This window comes from Streptomyces fulvoviolaceus (genome assembly GCF_000718165.1).
Lineage (GTDB): Bacteria > Actinomycetota > Actinomycetes > Streptomycetales > Streptomycetaceae > Streptomyces > Streptomyces fulvoviolaceus.
In genome coordinates, this window is record NZ_JOEY01000020.1 from 43,900 (window position 1) to 64,551 (window position 20,652).

General features: G+C 71.5%; 17 protein-coding genes. 6 read left to right on the plus strand and 11 right to left on the minus strand.

The annotated features are described in order from the left end of the window. Positions 1 to 2: 2 nt before the first annotated feature. Positions 3 to 962, plus strand: a complete 960-nt coding sequence (locus IG08_RS0121930) for a hypothetical protein (RefSeq protein WP_030605103.1) — start codon at positions 3 to 5, stop codon at positions 960 to 962. A gap of 27 nt (positions 963 to 989) precedes the next feature. Next, positions 990 to 1,580, plus strand: coding sequence for a GrpB family protein (locus IG08_RS0121935; protein WP_030605104.1), 591 nt, complete (start codon positions 990 to 992; stop codon positions 1,578 to 1,580). Between the two features lie 262 nt (positions 1,581 to 1,842). On the opposite strand, the gene prcB is transcribed toward IG08_RS0121935, so the two are convergent. The 4 genes from prcB to IG08_RS0121955 form a co-directional block, all read right to left on the minus strand. Next, complete coding sequence (prcB, locus tag IG08_RS0121940; RefSeq protein WP_030605106.1) at positions 1,843 to 2,697, minus strand: proteasome subunit beta; 855 nt, start codon at positions 2,695 to 2,697, stop codon at positions 1,843 to 1,845. Positions 2,698 to 2,771: 74 nt separating this feature from the next. Beyond that, positions 2,772 to 3,713: a lysylphosphatidylglycerol synthase transmembrane domain-containing protein gene (locus IG08_RS0121945; RefSeq protein WP_030605109.1), complete on the minus strand. Its 942-nt coding sequence runs from the start codon at positions 3,711 to 3,713 to the stop codon at positions 2,772 to 2,774. Further along, entirely contained in the window at positions 3,710 to 5,206 is a 1,497-nt protein-coding gene (locus tag IG08_RS0121950; RefSeq protein ID WP_030605112.1) for a membrane protein, read from the minus strand. The genes IG08_RS0121945 and IG08_RS0121950 overlap by 4 nt, the downstream gene beginning before the upstream one ends. A 357-nt stretch (positions 5,207 to 5,563) precedes the next feature. Beyond that, positions 5,564 to 5,959 carry a YybH family protein gene (locus tag IG08_RS0121955; RefSeq protein ID WP_030605115.1) on the minus strand — a complete coding sequence of 132 codons (396 nt, stop codon included), beginning with the start codon at positions 5,957 to 5,959 and terminating at the stop codon, positions 5,564 to 5,566. A gap of 88 nt (positions 5,960 to 6,047) precedes the next feature. Here IG08_RS0121955 and IG08_RS0121960 point away from each other — a divergent pair, with 88 nt between their 5' ends. After that, a complete protein-coding gene (locus tag IG08_RS0121960; RefSeq protein ID WP_030605118.1) occupies positions 6,048 to 6,710 on the plus strand; it encodes a nucleoside/nucleotide kinase family protein in 663 nt (220 codons plus the stop codon). A 39-nt stretch (positions 6,711 to 6,749) separates the two neighbouring features. Here IG08_RS0121960 and IG08_RS0121965 read toward each other — a convergent pair whose 3' ends face one another. The 6 genes from IG08_RS0121965 to IG08_RS0121990 form a co-directional block, all read right to left on the minus strand. Further along, positions 6,750 to 8,579, minus strand: coding sequence for a hypothetical protein (locus tag IG08_RS0121965; protein WP_030605121.1), 1,830 nt, complete (start codon positions 8,577 to 8,579; stop codon positions 6,750 to 6,752). 51 nt (positions 8,580 to 8,630) lie between these two features. Then, on the minus strand, positions 8,631 to 10,349 hold the full coding sequence (locus IG08_RS0121970) for a hypothetical protein (protein ID WP_030605125.1): 1,719 nt from the start codon (positions 10,347 to 10,349) through the stop codon (positions 8,631 to 8,633). A 2-nt stretch (positions 10,350 to 10,351) separates the two neighbouring features. Beyond that, complete coding sequence (locus IG08_RS0121975) at positions 10,352 to 11,254, minus strand: carbohydrate ABC transporter permease (RefSeq protein ID WP_030605129.1); 903 nt, start codon at positions 11,252 to 11,254, stop codon at positions 10,352 to 10,354. Continuing rightward, entirely contained in the window at positions 11,251 to 12,162 is a 912-nt protein-coding gene (locus IG08_RS0121980; RefSeq protein WP_030605132.1) for a carbohydrate ABC transporter permease, read from the minus strand. Before IG08_RS0121980 ends, IG08_RS0121975 begins: the two co-directional genes overlap by 4 nt. A 122-nt stretch (positions 12,163 to 12,284) precedes the next feature. Then, entirely contained in the window at positions 12,285 to 13,607 is a 1,323-nt protein-coding gene (locus IG08_RS0121985; protein WP_030605134.1) for an extracellular solute-binding protein, read from the minus strand. Between the two features lie 276 nt (positions 13,608 to 13,883). Then, positions 13,884 to 15,017, minus strand: a complete 1,134-nt coding sequence (locus IG08_RS0121990; RefSeq protein WP_234342936.1) for an ROK family transcriptional regulator — start codon at positions 15,015 to 15,017, stop codon at positions 13,884 to 13,886. Positions 15,018 to 15,336: 319 nt separating this feature from the next. Between IG08_RS0121990 and IG08_RS0121995 the strand changes: the two genes are divergently transcribed. From IG08_RS0121995 to IG08_RS0122005, 3 genes are all read left to right on the plus strand, one after another. Then, a complete protein-coding gene (locus IG08_RS0121995) occupies positions 15,337 to 16,245 on the plus strand; it encodes an N-acetylglucosamine kinase (protein WP_030605139.1) in 909 nt (302 codons plus the stop codon). A 172-nt stretch (positions 16,246 to 16,417) separates the two neighbouring features. Beyond that, on the plus strand, positions 16,418 to 18,352 hold the full coding sequence (locus tag IG08_RS0122000) for a phosphatase PAP2 family protein (RefSeq protein WP_030605142.1): 1,935 nt from the start codon (positions 16,418 to 16,420) through the stop codon (positions 18,350 to 18,352). Positions 18,353 to 18,445: 93 nt separating this feature from the next. Further along, the gene (locus IG08_RS0122005) at positions 18,446 to 20,146 is read left to right on the plus strand and encodes a phospholipid carrier-dependent glycosyltransferase (RefSeq protein ID WP_078655686.1); all 1,701 of its coding nucleotides are present in this window, start codon (positions 18,446 to 18,448) and stop codon (positions 20,144 to 20,146) included. On the opposite strand, the gene IG08_RS0122010 is transcribed toward IG08_RS0122005, so the two are convergent. Beyond that, a complete protein-coding gene (locus IG08_RS0122010; RefSeq protein ID WP_052424824.1) occupies positions 20,134 to 20,574 on the minus strand; it encodes a DUF3662 domain-containing protein in 441 nt (146 codons plus the stop codon). The genes IG08_RS0122005 and IG08_RS0122010 overlap by 13 nt on opposite strands. Positions 20,575 to 20,652: the final 78 nt, after the last annotated feature.

Below are 20,652 nucleotides of genomic sequence, written 5' to 3' on the forward strand. Positions count from 1 at the left end.
CGATGGCGCGAGGCCGTTTCGCTCCCGACTTCGATCCCGACTGCGGGGACGTCCCCCTCACCACCGCCCGCCAGGACATCGTCATCGGCCGCTGGCAGGGACTGCGCGAGCTGCTGCGGGCCACCGGCCCCGACTGGCTCGCCCGGGGCCACCGGGTCCGGGTGCTCGCCCAGGCCTGTGCGGACAGTTCGACGGCGGAGTCGTGGCTGGCCGCGGAGCCGCACAGCGCCGACGCGCTGCTGCTGCGCGCGGCGACCGAGACGGCCCGGGCGTTCAACCTGGCCATCTCCGCGGGGCGAGGCGTGCCGATCGACCCGAACCGCATCGACGCCGCCGTGCTGACCTGTCTCCAGGCCGCGGAGGCCTACCTCGACGACCCGACGCCATGGGTCTCGCTCATCTCCGTGGCACGGCTGTACCCGTCCGGGGTGCGGAGGCAGGAACTGGCGCGCTGGTGGGACCAGTTGCACGGACGGGACCCGTACAGCGTGGAGGGCCATCTCCAGGTGCTGCACTACTACTCGTCACGCTGGCACGGCTCGCACGGTCTGATGTACGACTTCGCCCGCGACGCGGCCGGCGTGGCGCCGCCCGGCTGCGCACTGCCGGTGCTGGTGCAGTACGCCCGGGTCGAGGAGTACCGGTACGCCCTGGACGTGGCCGAGGGCGGGCAGGCGGCCGTGGGGTTCGGGCAGCACTGGAGCAACGACGGGGCCGTGAGCGACGTACGGCGCACCTGGCAGCGCTGGATCTCGGGCCGGCCCGAGAGCGTCGTCATCCCCGGCGAGCTGCGCGACCTCAACTACCTTGCCCACGCGGCCTGTCACGCGGGACTCACGGACGTCGCCGCCCCGCTGCTGCGGATGCTCGGGCCGCGGGCCACGCGTACTCCGTGGTCGTACACCGGGGACCCGGAGCAGCAGTTCACCAAGTGGCGCAAGGAGTTCAAGGTGCGGGGATGATCACTGCACGTTGGGTAGGACCGTGCCATGCCCTTTCCCGATGAGCCGAGCACGGCGACCGTGGTGGACCACCGGCCCGAGTGGCGGCAGGAGTTCGAGGTGATCGCCGCACAGGTGGCCCGGGCGCTGGGGGGTGTCGCCCTGGCTGTCGACCACGTCGGTTCCACCTCCGTGCCGGGGCTGGCGGCGAAGGACTGTGTGGACGTCCAGGTGCGGGTGGCGCGGATCGACGAGGTCCGCGTCACCCGGCTGTTCGGCGCGATCGGCTTCCGGCTGCGGCCGGAGCCGTGGAACCGGTCGGAGACGTCGTCCGGACAGGAGTGCCGGAAGCTGGTCTTCGCACCGCCCGTCGGAGCGCGGCGGTGCAATGTGCATGTCCGGGAGGACGGGGGCGCAGGCGCGCGCCTCGCCCTGCTGTTCCGGGACTACTTGCGGGCCGATCCGGTGGCCCGTGCGGCGTGGGGCGACTTCAAACGGCGGCTGGCGGGGAGCGTGCCCGACCTCCTGGCGAACGGGCAGATCAAGGCTCCGGCGACCGTGGTCCTGATGAGGGCCGCCGAGCGCTGGGCCGGGGCGACGGGCTGGAGCCCGCCGGCGGCCAGGCCCGTCGGCCACTGACCGCGACGGGAGCGTGCCGCCCGCCCTGATCCACTCCTGCCGCGTCATGGAGCCACGGACGCGGTGCCGGGCCGAGCCCCTCTCGGGGGCGGTGGCGGGGAGGAGGGGTGGAGCGGAGTCAGGGGCGGCCGTCATCGGGCGGGGGTTCTTCCTTTCGGCGTGCGGCCGCGATCAGCAGCCTTGTGCCGTCCTGCCCCACTTGCTAGGCGTGTGCAGTAAAAGGCCGTGGCACGTCTTCCCCATGAGCGGGGAAAGTCCCCTGTCAGGGGCTCGCGTTCGGTCCGTCCGGCCTGCTGCTGCGTTGCTCGACCATCTCGCGGCTCAGGTTCTCGGTCTCCGTCTCGGACAGGCGCTCGAAGCCGTCCTCGGTGATGACCGAGACGATGGGGAAGATACGGCGGTTGATGTCCGGGCCGCCGGTCGCGGAGTCGTCGTCCGCCGCGTCGTACAGGGCCTGCAGCGCGGACAGGGCGGCCTCGCGCCGGTCCATGCCCTTGCGGAACAGCTTCTTCAACGCGCCCCGGGCGTACGGCGATCCGGAGCCCTCGGCGTGGAAGTCCGTCTTCTCGTACAGTCCGCCGGCGACGTCGAAGCTGAAGATGCGGCCCTTCTCGCCCTCGGGGGCCGAGGCGTCGTAGCCGGTGAGGAGCGGTACGACGGCGAGGCCCTGCATGGCCTGGCCGAGGTTCTGCCGGATCATGCCGGCCAGGCGCCGCGCCTTTCCGTCGAGGCTCATCGCGACGCCCTCGATCTTCTCGAAGTGCGTCAGTTCGACCTGGTAGAGCTTGACCATGTCCAGGGCGAGTCCGACGGTACCGGCGAAGGCGACCGCCGTGTAGTCGTCCGCGGGGTGCACCTTCTCCAGGTCGCGCTGGGCGATGAGGTTGCCCATGGTGGCCCTGCGGTCGCCGGCGATCAGCACGCCGTCGCGGTAGGCGAGGGCCAGCACGGTGGTGCCGTGCGGCACTTGGTCGGGTGCGGCCACCACGCCGTCGGGGAGGACGCGGCGTGTGCTCAGCAGCTCCGGCCGGTGTGCCGCCAGGAAATCGGCGAAGGACGAGGTCCCGGGAGTGAAGAACTCCTCCCCTAACCGCCCGCCGTTCTCGTTCCACGTCATGGCACTCCCCCTCGCCTCCGGGCCGACAACGGAAGTCCTACCAGGACCCGGGGGACGGGAAACACCGGTCGTGCTCAGAGGGCCTTGCGCCGGATCAGCACCCCGAGCACGACCAGACCCGGGACCAGCGGGAGCCACACGGTCAGCAGCCGGTAGCCGAGCACGGCGGAGGCGGCCGCAGCGGCCGGCGCTCCCGTGGCGGTGAACGCGAGGGCGAGCGCGGCGTCGAGGGAGCCGAGGCCGCCCGGGGTGGGCAGCAGGGCGGCCGCGCTGCTCGCGGCGAAGTAGAGCAGCGCCACCCGGACCGGGGCCAGGGGCAGGTCGACGGCCCGGGTGACGGCGATCAGCACAAGCGCGTGCAGTACGGCGAAGCCCAGCGAACCGCCCCACAGGGCAGCCGCCCGGTGCGGTCGCGCGTGAACGGCCCGGATGTCCGCGAGCACCAGGGCCGGCGCCCGTCGCCACCGCGGCCACAGCGCGCCGCCCAGCAGGACGATCAGGCCGATGGCCGCGACGGCCAGGGCGATCCAGCCGGCGGAAAGGTGCGCAAGCCCCAGGGTGCCGGGACAGGCTGCCGCGAGTACGGCGATCAGGGCTCCCCGTACGACCCCGCAGGCCGTGGCCTTGACCGCGAGCGCGGTCGCCGAGCGGCCCGCCGGCAGCCCGCAGCGCATGAGGAAGCGGAGGTTCACCGCACCCGCGCCGAGACCGGCGGGCAACAGCTGGCCTGCGGCGGAGGCGGCGAACTGCGCGGCCACCAGCCGCCGGGAGGGCAGTGGCCGTAGCACCGCGCCCTGCTGGGCGAGCGCGGCGCACGCCCAGGTCGCGGCGGCGGCCGTGGCGGCGACGAGCAGCCAGCCGTGGTCGGCGACGGCGAGGCGCAGGGCCCCGGTCTCCAGCACGGGCCAGTGGCGTCGGGCCAGGCAGACCGCGGTCACCAGGACGGCGAGCGTGAGGGCGGTGTGCCAGTGGGCGCGTCTGCGGGCGGGCGCGACGGTGATCTGCTCGGACGTCATGCGGGCCCGTCCTCGCGTGCGCTCGGCGCGATGTGGACGTGCAGGGGGGCGGACCGGTGGGCCACCCAGTCGCGGGCGTACGCGGGTGGCGGGTCGCCGGGCCGGCTGATGGCAGCCACCGGCATGCGGCGGGCGGTGCGGAGGATGTCGGCCTTGGTGCTGTTGGCGTTGTTGCCGTGCGTCGCAGCCGAGGAGCAGCCGGTGTAGTAGGCGATCGGGATCGCCCGGTGCCCGATGAGCAGGCAGGGCGGGCGCACTCCGAGGCGGTGGAGTTCGGCCGCGGTGCGGGCCCAGTCGCGGTGGAGGGCCGTGGTGCGCCGCGCCGTGTGGTCCAGGACGGCGTACTGCACGGCGAGGTGTCCGGCCAACCCGAGCGCGACGAGGGTCGCCGCCAACGGGCGCCATCGGCCGTTCGGCGTGGTGACCAGGTGGAACAGCGCGTCCGCGACCGGGATCGCGAGCAACGCGTAGGCGGGGAGCAGAAAGCGGGGCGCCGCGTAGCCGATCATGAACAGGTACGGCACGGCGGCCGTCGTGGCGCAGAGCAGCGGGAGCGAGGTGCGCCCGGTGCGCCGGGCCCGGACCGCGACGGCAAGGCCGACGGCGGCGAGCAGCGGGAGGACGAACCACCAGGCCATGACCGCGGGGTGCGGCATCGATCCGGTGCACGGGCGGCACAGGGTCCGGCCGACGAGGCTGCGCAGTTGGTCGTCGACGGCGAAATGCCATCCGAGTCCGCCCTGGATCCGGGAGGCGTCGGACAGACGCTGCCCCAGGCCGCCGTAACCGACGTACGCCTCGATCACCCACTGGCCGGCGCCCACGACGAGTCCGCCCACGAGTGCGGCGGCGAGCCGGCCGTGGCGGGCCACGGCCGCGAGGACGAGGAGCGGGAGCGTGACCCACACGGCGTCGGTGGGCCGCATCCACGCCATGAGCGCGGCGCCCGCCACGACGCCCCACAGGGCCGCGCGGTCGATCCTGTCCGCCCGGGCCCGCAGGAAGCAGCCGACGCAGGCCAGCGCGCCGATCGCGACCCAGTAGTTGGGCATGGCCTGCGGGCCGTAGAACAGCGTCACCCACAACGAGCCGAAGAGGGCGCCGGCGGCGGCCAGGACGCGGGCGGGGAACAGTCCGCGCCAGGCGCGCAGCGCGAGGTAGAGGCCGAGGCCGGACAGCAGCGCGAGATAGACGCGCAGCAGCGGGGTGGAGTCCGACCAGCCGGCGATCGGGGCCACGAGCAGGGAGACACCACGGGCGCGCGGTGCGCTGAAGAAGGCGGCCGGGGCCTGGGTGCCGACCTGGCTGACGTAGACCGTCTCGTCCCAGCCGAGGCCCATGCCCGGGCGGACAAGGGCGAGTTGGGCGACCGTGAAGGCGACGGCCACCACGGCGAGCAGGCCGTCACCCCGCGCCCGCCGGGACGCGCCGGACACGGTCGCCGGATCGCGCCGTCGCATACCGACAAGCATCGCGTTCTCGCCGTGACCCATCGTCCACCCCTCACCCCTACACGTCGTAGGGCTTCTCAGACCCGAAGACGGGAGCCGGAGCAGGAAAACATCAGCAAACTAACCCGTATCGGACAGGCGTGCCGGGTGGAGTTCGGCCAGGTGCCTGACGCCTCACGGCGCGTGGCCGGGAACAGCGCGCCCGCAGCCCGGCGCATGCGAACATCGCCGAGAGCCCGATCGTCGCTGCGGGCAGGGCCGGCGCGGGCAGCAGCACCGTCTCGCGGCCGATCCGGTCCGAGGCCACGCCCGACAGCCCGACACCAGGAGCGCGGCAAGCATGCCCGCGTCCCCCTGGGCCTGATCACCGACCGGACTCCCGCCAAGGCGGCGCCGCGCTCAGTCGTGCGGGAACGAGTGGTGCTCGTGTGCGACCAGCCAGCGGCCCCGCTCCTTGCGCAGGCCGAAGGTGAGGCGCAGACGCAGGGTGGGGTAGGCGGCGAGTTCCTCCGGGGTGCCGCAGCGCAGCAGGGCGTGGGCGTAGGCGACGTCGGTTCCGGCGGTCACGTCGAGGGTGTCGATGTCGAAGCAGGCGCCCTGTGCCTGCCAGGCGAAGAAGGGCGGCCAGGCGGCGCGGTAGGCGTCGAGGCCTCGGATGCCGTCGTGCGGCGGCGGTACGTCGTACATCACGATGTCCTCGGCGTGGTCCGCGAGGACGCCGTCGAGGTCGCCCCGGTGGACGGCCTCGGCCCATCGGGTGATCAGGGTGCGGATCTGCGTTTCGTCGTCGGGCAAGGTGCGGGCTCCCTCCTCCCCCTCACTGACCAGACTGCGCCCTGTTCCTGAAGTCATCGACTCGACGCCGGGTGACACACTCTGCGGTGTGCGGCTGACTTTCGACGACCTCCTCACGCGCGCCCGCGGCCTCACACGGCCCGGGCGGCGCGCGATCCTCGGCATCGCCGGCAGCCCCGGCGCGGGCAAGACGACGCTCGCCGAGCATCTGGTGCGCGCGCTCAACGGGTCCGGTGAGCCGTGGGTCGCGCACGTCCCCATGGACGGCTTCCACCTCGCCGACGTCGAGCTGGACCGGCTCGGCCTGCGCGATCGCAAGGGCGCGCCCGACACCTTCGACGCGGCCGGGTACGCGGCTCTGCTGCGTCGGCTGCGCGAGGAGACCGACGGGGGCATCGTCTACGCGCCCGGCTTCGAGCGAGTGCTGGAGCAGCCGATCGCGGGGGCGATCCCGGTGCCGCCGACCGCCGAGCTGATCGTGACCGAGGGGAACTATCTGCTCCTCGACACCGGTGCGTGGGCCCTGCTCCGGCCCCAACTGGACGAGGTGTGGTTCTGCGCGCTCGACGAGGACGAGCGCGTCCGGCGGCTCGTCGCCCGGCACGAGGAGTTCGGCAAGGCCCACGAGGAGGCGGTGGCCTGGGTGCTCCGCACCGATCAGCGCAACGCCGAGCTGGTCGCGGGGACGCGGGGGCGGGCGGACCTGGTGGTGCCGATGACTGCGCTGCCGCGCGTGGACGCGGAAGTGTGAGAAGGCCGAGCGAGAAATCGCTCGGCCTTCCCCTGTGACTCAGACGGACAGTGTCAGTACCGGCTCGCCGTGGGCGTCGCCCGCGACCTCTCCGAGCCGCGCGGTGAACGCCTCGGTGCGGACCGTCAGGACTTCCCCGTCGCGCTCGAACGCCGGCGCGAACGGACCGCCGGGCCCGTAGCGCACGGCGAAGACGTGCAGGTCCTCCGGTGCGCCGGGGGCGGGGGCCGCCTCCAGTGCCGTAGAAGAAACCAGGTGACGCCAGCCCTCGTCCGGGTTGCCGTAGCCGCGGGGGTCGGCGGCGAGAGCGAAGGCCGCCTGTTCCTGGGTGAGCTCCGCGCGGGCGTCGAAGTGGTGAGCTCCCTCCGACTGCGGGTGCGTCAGCCGCAGTTCGCCCGCCGACGTGACCTCACCCTCCGCCGTCCTGAGGACCCGGTCGCCGTCGTCGGTGGCGTACGGCAGTCCGGCGAGGAGGTACGGCCTCCCGGGGAGCCGCTCCACCGCGACCGTCACCCACAGGCTCGTGCCGTCGGTGACGTACAGGGACTGGATGTGGCGCAGGACGTGGTCGCGGCCGACGACCGGCTTGGTGACCAGCTTGGCCGCGAGGCCGTCGGCGCGCACGTCACGCACCCGGACCTCGCCCATCGGACGGCACAGCAGGAAGCCGTCGACGACCGGGCCGAAGCCGTGCTGTCGGTTGACGGCCGCCGGCAGGTAGTAGGTGCCCGCGGCCTCGACGACCGCCGGAGTCATCCTGGTGTCGAAGGCCACCGACACGGTGCCCGCGCGCAGTTGGTGACGGGCGATCGCCGTGGACGGCTCCCGGTGCCAGCGCGTGGTGTCCTGGATCTGCCAGACCAGCATCCACGCGAAGTGCCCGTCGACCCCGCCGTCCGCCTTGACCGCGTGCCGGGCCCAGCGGCTGTCGCCCCGGTAGCGGCCGAGGTCGGCGCCGATACGGGCGCCGAAGTAGCGCAGGCCGAGGACCGACTCGAACGCGGAGTGCTGTTCGCTGTAGCGCGGGCCGCCGTTGTCGAAGCCGCCGTTCGTCAGGCGGGCGTCGATGTAGCGGGCGAGCGCCTCGCCGTCCTCCGCGAAGATCTCCTCGCCGCTGACCCGGTGGGCCTGGGCGAGGAAGGACAGGGAGATCGGGCCGTAGTTGTTGTCGTAGGCGCCGCCGTGCTCGGGGGGCAGGGCCGCGCCGCGGTCCTCGACCCGGTGGGCACGGATCTTCTCGGTGTACAGCTGGAGGGCCCGCGCGCGGACCGACTCCCCTTCCGGGCCCGGCAGATGGGCCGCCAGCATCAGGCCGCCGACCACACAGCCGATCGCCTGATTGCCTGCCTCCTGCGGGTTGAAGAAGGTCGCCTCGGTCAGCCAGCGCCAGTAACCGCGCGCCACGTCCAGCAACCGCGACAGCTGCTCGTCGTCGACGAGTCCGTCCGCCGCGTCCAGCACGTTGACCGCCTGGAGCAGCGCCCACACCGTGCTCGGCCAGTCGCCGATGGGGTGTGCTCCGGCAGCGAGGGTGTAACGGGCATACGGCAGCCCGGAGTTGCGGACCCTCAGGTTCGGGTAGCCGGCGTTGTCCTCGGTGTACACCCGCTCGTTCAGGTGGAAGTCGAGGCTGCGGTGCACCGCCTCCGGCAGCCGCGGGTCCTTGCCGCGCTGCCAGGCGAGCGCCAGCAGCGAGGTGATGCCGAGGGCAGTGTCGCCGATGTCGTCGACGCAGTCGGGGTGTTCGAGGTTGCCCTCCGGCGTGAGCCGGGCCAGGGCCTGCTCGACGACGTCGGCGAGGACGGTGTCGTACGCCTCCGGGGTATCCGGGAGGTCGTGCAGCGGGCCGCGCTGGTGGAGGAGGTGCACGGGTGGATCAGCCCTTCATGCCGGAGGTGGCCATGGCGTGGGTCGTCGGGGTCACAAGACGGGTGCGGGGCGGCGGGCGTGCATTGCGACGGTCAGTGTCTGCGGGCCGAGTCCACCGATGTAGACGCGGTTCCCGGTCGTCGCGTCGGTGCCGCCCACCACGGTGTAGTCCTGACCCGGGTCGTACCGCAGTACGTCACTCCGGTCCGGCCCGGCAAGCGGTTCGCCTGCCTCGACGCCGGCCTCGACCCGGATCTCGTCGTCACCGACCCGGTAGGTCATCGGCCCGGTCGTCAGGCACCAGCGTCCGTCGCCGATCGGTACGGCGCCCTCTGCCACGCCGCCCGGCCGGAAGGTCAGTTCGAGGGCCCAGGGCACCCGTGGTCCGTTGATGTCGATCCGCAGGTCGGCACCGTCTTCCCTCAGGTCCACCTCGACGCGGGTCGTGTGCGAGACCTCGTCCCGAGGCCGGTCCGGGAAGGCCATCGCGGCCGAGAAGCGTCCCTCGTCCACCAGCCGGTAGACGCCGTCGTCCCGCCTCTCGCCCTTCGGCAGCGGCTGGTAGTAGGCGGCCGTGAGGGTTTCGGTGAGCCGGTACCGGTTGGCGGCGAGCTGTTCCATGTCGGCGGCGCGGAACGGGCCCAGGTCGAAGAAGCCTCGCGAGAGACGGACCGCGTCGAGGACGGCGTCGCCGGCGAACAGACGCAGGAAGGTGGGGTTGCAGGCGAGGCCCGAGCGGATGCGGCGGTGCTCGGGCACGTCGGAGCCGCCGTACACCACCGTGTGCGCGGTGGCCGAGGCGCGTGCGGCGAGGCGTGCGGTGGTGAGGTACCGGTCGCGCGGAAGGGGCTCCGCAGTCGGGGCCGGCAGGGCGCGGCACAGGTCCGGGGTGAGGAGTGTCTCGGCGAGCAGGTCGGGGTCGTCGATACCGCCGGCGGCCGCCAGCCGCGCCACCCGGGCGAAGTCGCCCCGGCCGGTGCGGATCGCGAGCAGCCGGTAGTGCGGCAGGTAGGGCGCCAACGGGAACGGGCGGTACTGGTCCTGCCGTCGCGAGTGGACGGTCTCCACCGTGCCGTCCGGCCTGATCAGGTCCAGGGTGGTGGCGAGATTGCGTTCGACGGTGTACAGGAGGTCGGCGCGGCCGAGCACTTCGGCCAGCAGCAGCAGCGACGGGTTGGACACATGGGCCGCGTAGTTGGCGCTGCGTTCCGAGTACAGGCCTTCCGCGTCGATGTCGACGCCCTCGGCGAGCCACTCCTCGACGCGGTCGAGCAGCCGGCCGTCCGGGAATGACCGGTGCAGCCGGGCCAGCGCGGCGCACAGCTCCCAGCGGTGGTTGGGGGTGTGCACCCCACCCGTCAGGAGACCGGCGGTGGCTGCGCCGACGATCTCGGCGAGCGCGGCAGTGACGTCGTGCAGTTCCGGCCCCGCGCCGGCGGCGAGGACGTGCGCGTCGCACACGTCGTTGACGGTGAACGCGGAGTCCGGCGGTGACTGCACGTTGTCGCCACCCGCGAAGAGGCCGGAGGCCGTCTGCACGGCCCGCAGGGCACGGAGATGGGTCATCGTGGCGGCGACGGCCTGGCTGCTGCCGTGCAGTGCCGAGTCCGGGGAACGGTACGCCGCGACCAGGGTCTTCACCCGGCGGGCCAGAACGCGGTGGGTCACACCGGCGGGTTCCACGTCCGGGCCGGCCGCCAACGGGGCGGCCGGCCGGTCGGCCGCGCGGGCCACCGCGCGGACGAACTCGTGGTCGAGCGGGGTGGGCAAGGTCAGTCCTTCAGTCCGGCATTGATGTCGGCGCTCATGACGTAACGCTGGAAAACCAGGAAGACGGCGATCAGCGGGATCATGGAGATGACCGATCCGCCGAGCAGCACCGACCAGTTGATGTTCTGCGCCCCGACGAGGCTCTGGATGCCGATCTGCACGGTGAACTTGTCGGGGTCGTTGAGCATCAGCAGCGGCCAGATGTAGTCGTTCCACCGCCACTGGAACGACAGGATGGCGAGGGTCAGCATGATGGGCCGGGAGATCGGCACCATGATCCTCAGGAAGATCGACAGTTCGCGGGCGCCGTCGATGCGGGCGGCCTCGATGAGCTCGTCGGGGACCGTCAGGAAGAACTGGCGGAACATGAAGCATCCGGTCGCGGTGAGCACGGCCGGGAGGATGATGCCGCCGAACGAGTTGTAGAGGCCGAGGTCGCGGACGACCAGGAACTCCGGGGCGAGCATGACCTCGGACGGCAGCATCGTGGTGGCCAGGATGCAGATGAAGAAGACCTTGAGCCACTTGTTGTCGTACTTGGCCAGCGCGTACCCGGTGCAGCAGCTGGCTCCCACCGTGAGGATCGTCGTGATCACGCACACGATGGCCGTGTTGATGAAGTACTGGGAGAAATTCGCGCTGTCCCACGCTGCCTCGTAACCCGACAGGGTGGGGTTGTGCGGAAGCACCGTCAGCGGAAGCGAGAACAGGTCTCCCGCCGGCTTGAAGGAGCTGAGGACGAACCACAGCACCGGCAGCCCGTAGAGGGCCGCCAGGATCCACAGCAGGGTCGTCGCGGGTACCGCTCGCCGAAGCCCACCGCTGCCCGCGTTGCGGGGCCGCCTCTTGGAGAGGGCCCGTACGGAACCGGCGTCGATCTTACGCGGCGTGTCTGTGGTGGTCATCGGTTCTCCATCCGCCGGTTGACGATCAGCTGGATGATCGCGACGGCCATCAGGATGAGCATGAGCACGAACGACGCGGCGCTCGCGTAGCCGATCTGGCCCGTTTTGAAGCCGGTTTGGTAGATGTACTGGACCATCAGGTTGTTGGACGTTCCCGGTCCGCCGTTGTTGAGGGCGAGGAAGAGCGGGTATTCCTTCATCGCGTTGATCGTGTTGAGCAGGATGACGATGAAGGAGGTGGGCGCGATGCTCGGCAGTGTGATGCTGATGAACTGGCGCCAGGGCCCCGCGCCGTCGAGCGAGGCCGCCTCGTAGTACGAGGTGGGCACGTTCTTGATCGCCGCGATGAACAACAGCATCGAGAAGGCCGTTCCCCACCAGGCGCCCGCCATCACCACCACACCCAGCGACAGGTCCGCGTTCGACTGCCACGCGATCGCGTTCCCGCCGAGCTTCTCGATGACGTAGTTGATCAGTCCGAAGTTCTCACCGAACAGCCACCGCCACAGGACACCCACGACGATGGGCGAGATGAGCCACGGGATGAAGAAGATGACACGGGCGATCGACGCGCCCTTGGCCTGCTTGCTCACCACCAGGTTGGCGATGAGCAGCGAGAGCGCGAAGTTCAGCGGAACGACGAGCACGGCGTACAGCAGCGTCCGGAACAGCGCGTCGTAGAAGATGGAGTCGCCGAACAGGTTCTGATAGTTGTCCAGTCCGACGAACTGGAACGCCCCTACGCCCGTGTAGTTCGTGAAGGAGTAGACGAGCCCGATCACCGCCGGCCAGACGAAGAACAGCGAGAAGAGCACGACATTGGCCGCGATGAGGACGAGCGGCGCAATGGTGTAGCTATTGCGTCTCCTGGGCGAGCTCACGGACACGTCCGAGGCGCGTTTTGTCATCTTCCTGACTCCGTGCTGGTGGATTGGATTGCTGTGGGCTCACGCATTGAGCCCGGCATCGCGTAGGCGCCCAGGGCCGGGCGGCGGTATCTCGACCCGCCGCCCGGCCCTCTGGTCTACGCTCAGCCGCCGACCTGCTGGTTGTAGCCGTCCACGATGTTCTGCAGGGCCTTGTCGGCCGACTGCTGGCCGTTGATCGCCTTGCCGAGCTCCGTCTTGGTCGGGTCCTCGGTGAGGCTCTTGCCCTTCAGCACCCAGTTCGTCTGCGCGCTGTTGAAGTAGCCGGAGATCGGGGCGTAGAGCGGGATCGACTCGTTGTAGAGCTTGAACGCCGCCTGCGCCGCCTCGGACTTGAAGGGGTACGTCGGGTTCAGACCGCTCTCGACGGGCAGGAACCCGGACGCCTCGCACAGCGCCTTGTAGTGGGCCGGCTCGTACAGCCAGGACAAGAACTTCGTCGCGGCCTTGGACGCGTCCGCGTTGTTGTTGAAGCCCACCGTCATGCCGCCGCTGTTGACATCGCTGGCCTGCACCGGCTGGGCGGGAGTCGGAACGCTCGCCCACTCGAACTTCGTGATGCTGTCCGCGAAGGCCGGAACCTGCCACACGCCGGACCAGTAGGCGACGACGTCACCGCTCTGGAACATGGCCGCCGGGTCGGCGCCGCTGGTCCACACCGACTTCGGCATGACCTTGTCGTCGTTCCATCCGACGAAGGTGTTCACGGCCTTCTTGGTCGCCGCGTCCACCGAGAACTTGCCCGAGGAGTCCGCGTGGACGTACTGGCCGCCCATCTCGTACACCATGGCGCGGAGCCGGGACGGCGACTGGTCGAACGTCAGGGAGTACTTGGCGTCGGTCTTCTCCCGGACCTCGTTCGCCGCCTTGATGAACTCGGTCCAGGTCCAAGTCTTCGAGGGCGAGGTCGGGAAGGAGACGCCGGCCTTCTCGAAGAGCGACTTGTTGATGAACATGCCGGACGCGGTGACGTCCGAGGGGATGGACAGCACCTTCCCGGACGAGTCCTTGGCGACGAAGTTGGCGTTGATCTTGTTGGTCTTGTTGTTGGCGATGGAGCTGAGGTCGATCAGCTTGTTCGACCAGATCGGGTCCAGCGCCGGCACGGCCGCCACGTCGGGCAGCGAGTTCGCCTGCGCGGCGTTGTGCAGCTTCGTCGTGTAGCCGTCGTAGGGGATGTTGACGAGCTTGACGGCGACGCCGGTTTCCTTCTTGTACTGCGCCACCATCTTCTTCCAGCCCGCGTCCTGCCCCGGAACCGTGGAGATCCAGAACGTCAGCGACTTGGAGGTACCGCCCGAGTCGGAGCCTCCTCCGCAGGCGGAGAGCAGCAGAGCACCTGCCGTGGCCACGGCAGCGAGGGGAACCATGCGGCGCATACCGCCGCGGCCGAGTCGGCGAGAGCGCCGCACACCTACAGTGGTCATCTTCGATCCCTTTTTCGTCGTAGGGGACGGAGCACGGCGCCGACCGAAGCGGCACGGGTGCATTTTGTCAGGAAGGTTCGCTTTCCGAGGGCGCGGCCTCGCCCGGCCGCGTCATCCTGACGGGTGAGGGTCCCCGGCCGCTGTGGCCGTCGCCGCACAAGCACGCCCTGGTGCGGTTGCCGTACGTCGAGTACGGGCGGGACGCTCGCCCAAGCCGACGTCCCGGCCGACTTAGAAAGCGCTTGTCCGGACATTGGCAGACCGAGTCCGAAACCGTCAATCCTTCGTCCGCCCGGATGCGGTCACGGTTTGGACTCCCCGGGCGACCGCGAGGCGGGCGGCGCCCACAACAGTGCCCAGGTCCCCGACCGTGCTGCTGACCACCTCGGTGGGCCAGCTCAGCCGTTCCAGTTCGGTACGGACCCCCGGCAGGAGCTGCGGGTCCGCGCCCGTGCTCCCGCCCAGCACGATCAGTCCCGGGTCCAGTACGGCGGTCACGGCGGCGGCGAGCCGGCCGACGTCCGCCGCATGACGGCCGACGACGTCGCGGGCCGCGGCCCTGCCCTCCCCGGCGAGGGCGAAGAGCCGCTCGGCGGTGTCAGGGAAGGGCCCGTCGCCGTCCGGCCAGGCCTCGGCGGCCCGTCTCAGCAGGGAGCGGGCGCCCATGTACTCCTCCAGGGCCTCCTGGCGGGGCTCGCGGTCGTCGTCCCAGGGGTAGGGCAGCCGGGCCAGCTCTCCGGCGGCGCCGTTCGCTCCGCGCAGCACATGGCCGCCGACGACGATGCCGAGGCCGATGCCCACGCCGATCCGCAGATAGCCGAAGGAGTGCTGGCCGCGGGCGGCGCCCTCGTGCAGCTCGGCGAGCGCGGCGCAGTTCACGTTGTTCTCGAGGTGCACGGGCACACCCGGGGGCAGCGCGACGGCCATGGCGTCGAAGACGGGGCGGGCCTTCGCGGTCGCGGGGCGCTCCACGGCGCCCTCCTGCTCCTGGGCGGTGACGTCACCGACGGCGACGACGATGGTGCGCAGCGGCGCGTCGGCGGGCAACGCTTCGAGGGCCTCGCGCACCACGTCGGCGGCGTCCTCACGGGCGCCGGTGGCCTGGGCGAGGAGGGTGCCGTCGAGGGCGCAGCCGCGCACCCGGGTGAGGGCGGGGCCGAGATCGACGGCGAGCACGGACCCGGCGGCCGGACCGAGCCGGTAGACGGCTGCGGTGCGTCCGGTGCCACTGGAGGCGGTGCCGGAATGGGCGGCGAGACGGGCGGTCTCCAGTTCGGCCACGGCGGTGGACACCGTCGGCTTCGACAGGCCCGCCAGGCTCGCCAGCTGCGGCCGGGTCGCCCGGCCCGCCCCCGCCAGCACGGCGAACACCGCGCTCGCGCTCTCGGTCAGGCGGGGGGCTTTCGCCACGTCGTGTTCCACAGTTCTCCCACACAGGTCAAGGGCCGCACGCCCGGATCGGTCGTCTGAGCAGGGTGCGGCGATGGGATGCCCTGGCCTCGCGGTTTCCCGTCCCGCGGCGGTCTGGACAAGCCGCCGCGAGGATCGGGTGTGCGATGCCTCTTGACGCACTGTACTTGGTTAGTTAACTTCCTAACGAACGTCACGGTACTCGCCTGCCGTGGTCCGTCAGAAGCCCGTCCCGGGGCTTCCCTAGTTCTTCAACTCACCCTGTTCCAGGTACGGTTCGCCCACCGTCGAAGCCTTGCGCAACGACGAAAGAGGACCCGTGCAGGACGCTCCCCCCTCTGACCCTCTCGTGGTCGGTATCGACGTGGGCGGCACCAAGACGCATCTGCGCGCCCTCGCGGGCGGGCACTCCGTCGCCGATCACGTCCGGCCGAGCAGCGGCTGGCGGCCGCACGACCCCCTTGCCGCCGCCGGCTGGCTGGCCGCGCTGATCGCCGAGGCACTGCCGGCGGGCTCCCGCCCGTCCGCGGTCGCCGTGGGCGGGCACGGCTGCGAGACACCCCGGCAGTGCACCCAGATACGCACCGCCCTGCAACTCCACTTCGACGCGCCCGCGCTCGTCATGGGCGACGCCGAACTCCTCGTACCCGCCGGCGGTCTGGACCGGGGCGTCGGCCTGGTCGCCGGCACCGGTTCGGTCGCGGTCGGCCGCCTCGGCGACGGCAGCCCCGTCAAGGTCGGCGGCTGGGGCGCGGCCCTCGGCGACGAGGGCGGCGCGGCCGGTCTCGTCCGGGAGGCCGCGCGAGCCGTATGGGCGGCCCACGACCGCGGCGCGGAACCGGACGCACTGGCCAAGGGCCTCATCAGCGCGTTCGGTGTCGCCGAGGTACCGGCGCTCGGAGCGGCGCTCGAGCGCGCCACCGACATCTCCGCCGAGTGGGGCCGGCACGCACCCGTGGTGTTCGCCGCCGCCGAAGCGGGCTCACCGCTCGCCCGGACCGTCATCTCCGAGGGCGGACACGCGCTCGCCGCTCTCGTCGAACGGCTCGCCACGCGCGGGGTGCCCGTGGACGACGTGGTGATCGCGGGCAGCACGATCCTCGCCCAACCCGCCCTGTACGACGCCTTCGTGTCGTCCCTGGCCGAACGCGTGCCCAGGGCTCGTCCGAGGCCCTTGCGCGCGGCTCCGGTCGACGGAGCGGTGGCGATGGCCCGTTCACTCGTATGACAGGTGTCGGTCACCGGATCAGCCCCGATCCGACACAACTCGCCCGTAGATCTTCGCTCGTACGGCTTGAGAAAACGCATTCGACTCCTGTGTCATCTGCCGCACCATGAGCCGCATCGATCGCACCACCTCCCCCGGCCGCACGGCCGTTGAACTCAAGAGAGGCAGACGCATGCCGTCACCCGCCGGGCACCACTCCCCCGTGTCGGTCACCGAACGCGCCATGAAGCGCAGGGGTTTCCTCAAGACCTCCCTGGGCGCCTCGGCCGGTGTTCTGGCCGCGCCCACCTTCGCCTCCTGGCTGGGCGCCGCGGACGCGAAGGCCGCCACGGCAGCTGCCGCATTCGTGGACGACTACAAGTCCAACGTCGTGGCGAACCTGACGCCCGAGACCAACGCCGTGGTCCGCGTCCTCGGCGGCATGGCCGAGGTGTGGAAGACGGGTGCCGCCTGGAACACCGGCACGCCGCTGCGGCCCGAGGTGCTGCGCGCCAACATGCGCTACTGCGCCCGGATCACGTCCGCGCGCACGGAGGCGCAGGCGAAGGAGGCGTTCGTCTACGACCGGCAGCACCAGAGCTACGCGATGATCGCCGCCCTGGGCCCGCTGGCGGACCTGTACAAGTCCGGTGCCAAGGCGGTCACCTCGATCACCAGCGCGCCGGACACCACGCCCGCGACCACGATCAGCGACGCCGTGCCCGCCGACGCCCCCGCCGGATCCGCGCTCGGCGCCGGCTCCTACGACTCGGCGCTCGGCCAGGTGGCCAAGCTGGTCGACACGGTGCGCGGCCCGTACGCCTCGGGCAACCCCGGCAAGTTCGCCTTCCAGTACCCGCGTCCGTGGCGCATGAACGAGGACAGCGAGGTCGTCGACACGGGGGCGAAGGACGCGCTCGGCTACCCGGTGTACGACTCGGAGGTGGTCGTCGTCACGCAGCTGCTGCGGCAGCGCAGCACCAACGGCGCCGAGGACGGCGGCTTCCCCAGCGGCCACACCAACGCCTTCCACCTGGCGGGCCTGGCGTTCGCGTACGCCGTACCGGAGCGCTTCCAGGAGCTGGTGACCCGGGCCTTCGAGCTCAGCCACACCCGGATCATGTCGGGCATGCACTCCACGGTCGACGTCCTCGGCGGCCGCATCATGGCCACCGCGCTGGCCGCCGCCGCTCTGGCCGACTCAGCGAACGCCGACCTCAAGGCCGCCGCGCGCGCCCAGGCCCTCGCCTACTTCCAGGCGCAGACGGGCACCACGGCCGACACGCTCTTCGCCTACGCCCACTCGGACGCCGACGACCAGTACGCGGACCGGGACGACAACGCCCAGGCCGTCAAGCCCCGGTTGACGTACGTGCTGAACCGGGACGGCGGCAACGAGCCCCTGACCGTGCCGAAGGGCGCGGAGGTGCTGCTCGAGACGCGGCTGCCGTACCTGGACGCGGCCCAGCGGCGCGAGGTCCTCAGGACCACCGCGCTGCCCTCCGGGTACGTCCTGCTGGACGGCTTCGAGCAGTGGGGTCGGCTCAACCTCTTCGCGGCGGCCGACGGTTACGGCGCCTTCGACTCCGGCGTGACCGTCACGCTCGACGCGGCCGCCGGCGGTTTCGGCGCGGCCGACAGCTGGCGCAACGACATCGACGGGCGCGGCTCCCTGACCAAGCGGGGCACCGGCACGCTGACGCTGACGGGCCACAACCGGTACACGGGCGGGACCGTGCTGAAGGACGGTGTGCTGGCCGCCGGTTCGGCCCACGCGCTCGGGCACGGGGACGTCCGGGTGTCGGGCGGCACACTGCGGGTGGCGACCAAGTCGTCGGTGCAGATCCACGGCACGTACGCACAGGAGTCGTCCGCGCTGGAGGTCACGCTGCGTTCGGGCCGCGGGCCCGCCCTTGAGGTGACGCGGCGCGCGGTGCTCGGCGCGGGCAGCGTGCTGTCGCTGCGGCTCGACGCCGACAAGCCGCCGGCCGCGGGGAGCACGGTGCGCGTCCTCGGCGCCGCCGGGCTGCGGGGCCAGTTCGACCGCGTCGAACTGAACTCCGACACACTGCGGGCCGTACCCGTCTACACGGCGGAAGGTCTGTCGGTACGACTCCTGAAGCGGTGACGCCCGAGTGGCGGGAGCTGATGCGAGAGTAGGCGCCATGAAGTGCCTCCGGATCACTCCCGCCACCGCCCGCCCGGTGCCTCCGCGGGGCGGATGATGGCGAGCGAACAGCACACGGTCCTCGATCCCGGGCCGCTCGACGGCGACGAGCGGCCTCGGCCGGAGGGGACGGCGGCGAGTCCGGCCGGCCGGTGGTTCGGCAGGCGGTGGCTGGTGCCGCTCCTCGTGGTCGTGCTGCTCGCGCAGATGGCCGTCGCGATGGTGACGACGGCCGTGCAGCAGACCCCGACCATCGACGAACCGGTGTACGTGGGCACGGCCGCCGAGTATCTGCATGGTCAGGGCCTGAGCTACAACCCCGAGCATCCGCCTCTGGGGAAGCTGATCATCGGCGTCGGGGTGGCTCTGGCCGACCCGCACGTGGACACGTCGTTCGACGGTCCGCAGCCACTGCTGGGGCAGCATCTGCTCTACGAGTCCGACAACGACCCCTGGCAGCTCATGGTGTGGGCCCGGCTGCCGGTGATCGTGCTGACGCTCCTGTTCGGGCTGGTCGTGTTCGCCTTCGCCCGGGAACTCGCCGGCTCCGCGGGTGCGTTGGCGGCGCTCGCCCTGTACGCCTTCTCCCCCGATGTCGTCGCGCACGGCTCGCTGGCCACCCTCGACGTGCCGATGGCCGGGTTCCTGCTCACGTCGGTGTGGCTGCTGTGGCGGGCGCGTCGGCGGCCACGCCTGTATCTGCCGCTCGCCGGGCTGGCGCTGGGGGCGGCCCTGGCCACGAAGATGAGCGCGCTGCCGGCGGTCCCCGTGCTGCTGGCGCTGGCCGCCGTCTCGGTGTGGAGCGCGCGCCGCGGCCTCGGGCTCCGTAGGACATGGCTGTGGGCGCTCGCGGGTGCGGGCGTCATGGCGGTGGCCGCGATCGCCGTCGTATGGGCCTCGTATCTGGTCGTCGATCCGCGGCTGCGGTGGGCCGCCCAGGACCACGTGCCCACGGTGCACGGGCTGCGCGGACTGCTGGTCGATCTGCTGCCGTTCCCGGAGGCGTACCGGGACGGGATGCGCATCCAGTTCGGCCTGGAGAACTACCCGTGGGAGGGCTTCCTGTTCGGCCGGTTGTACACCGGCTCTCTCTGGTACTACCTGCCGACCGCACTGCTGGTGAAGACCCCGCTCGGCATGCTCGCGCTGTGGGCGGCCGGTGCCGTCGCGGTGGCGGCGGTACGGCGGCTGCGTCCGGCGGCGCCGTACCTGCTGCTCCCCGCCGGGGTGCTGCTGGCCGCGGCCATGGACGGGTCACGGGACTTCGGCACCCGGTACGCGATCTTCCTGCCGATGTTCCTGGCGGTGGCGGCGGGCTGCGTCCTGACGGTGCGTTGGAAGTGGGCGCCGGTCGTGACGGGGGTGCTGGTGCTGTTCGTCGCGGTCAGTTCACTGCGGACGTTTCCCTACTATCTGCCGTACTCCAACGAGGCGTTCGGCGGACCGGCCACGACCCATCTGCGGCTCCACGACTCCAACGTCGACTGGGGCCAGGACCTCGGGCGGCTCGCCGACCGGCTGCGCGAGCGGTACCCCGGCGAGCGGATCTGGCTCGTGTACAAGGGCAGTGGCGTGCCGTCCTTCTACGGCGTCGACGCGTCCGACCCGCGCAAGGTGCCCGTCGACGACGTGCACGGGCTGATGGTCGTGTCGGACTCGTCGGCCGCCAAGGCGAAGGGGCGGCTGGCCGAGTTGATCGACAGCAGTCGTCCGATCGACGAGGTCGGTCATTCGATCACGATCTATCGCCGGTGATCGCCACCTGATGGGCTGCCTGCCGGGCCACCTGCCGGGTGCCTGAACGCCTCGGCGCTCACGTGCGGCATCACGCGACTGGCCACGCGATAGCGGCCGTTGGGCACCCGCCGGGACTTCGTGATGTGCACGGTGAGCGGGCCGGCCCACTCGTAGCCGTGATGCTCGCCGTGCCGGGCCAGGCTGTCGGTGAGTGCCTGGCCCACCCGGCTGCCCCGGCGCGTGAGTTCGTCGTGCACGAAGTCCGCGAGTTCGATGTCGTAGGCGTTCGGGACCACGACCCGGCGCCCGCTGCAGACGACCACATTGCTGTCGCACTCGCGTCGCAGGGCGTCCAGGAGTTCGACGGGCTCCTTGTCGAAGACCCGCGCCCACAGCGCCTCCCACCGGTTCTCCAGGGCCTGTTCCAGCGCGCTCAGCGCACTCATCTCGTCTCACCTGCCGAAAGGTCTGGTTTCGCCTGCCGGGACACCCGCGGACTCTGCATTGGGGCGGGTGCCCGTTCA

What these genes read in the sequence shown, in the direction of transcription:
- IG08_RS0121930 (WP_030605103.1), top strand. Translation starts at nt 3, where the DNA reads ATGGCGCGAGGCCGTTTCGCTCCCGACTTCGATCCCGACTGCGGGGAC.
- IG08_RS0121935 (WP_030605104.1), top strand. Translation starts at nt 990, where the DNA reads ATGCCCTTTCCCGATGAGCCGAGCACGGCGACCGTGGTGGACCACCGG.
- prcB (WP_030605106.1), bottom strand. Translation starts at nt 2,697, where the DNA reads ATGACGTGGAACGAGAACGGCGGGCGGTTAGGGGAGGAGTTCTTCACT.
- IG08_RS0121945 (WP_030605109.1), bottom strand. Translation starts at nt 3,713, where the DNA reads ATGACGTCCGAGCAGATCACCGTCGCGCCCGCCCGCAGACGCGCCCAC.
- IG08_RS0121950 (WP_030605112.1), bottom strand. Translation starts at nt 5,206, where the DNA reads ATGGGTCACGGCGAGAACGCGATGCTTGTCGGTATGCGACGGCGCGAT.
- IG08_RS0121975 (WP_030605129.1), bottom strand. Translation starts at nt 11,254, where the DNA reads ATGACCACCACAGACACGCCGCGTAAGATCGACGCCGGTTCCGTACGG.
- IG08_RS0121980 (WP_030605132.1), bottom strand. Translation starts at nt 12,162, where the DNA reads ATGACAAAACGCGCCTCGGACGTGTCCGTGAGCTCGCCCAGGAGACGC.
- IG08_RS0121985 (WP_030605134.1), bottom strand. Translation starts at nt 13,607, where the DNA reads ATGACCACTGTAGGTGTGCGGCGCTCTCGCCGACTCGGCCGCGGCGGT.
- IG08_RS0122000 (WP_030605142.1), top strand. Translation starts at nt 16,418, where the DNA reads ATGCCGTCACCCGCCGGGCACCACTCCCCCGTGTCGGTCACCGAACGC.
- IG08_RS0122005 (WP_078655686.1), top strand. Translation starts at nt 18,446, where the DNA reads ATGATGGCGAGCGAACAGCACACGGTCCTCGATCCCGGGCCGCTCGAC.
- IG08_RS0122010 (WP_052424824.1), bottom strand. Translation starts at nt 20,574, where the DNA reads ATGAGTGCGCTGAGCGCGCTGGAACAGGCCCTGGAGAACCGGTGGGAG.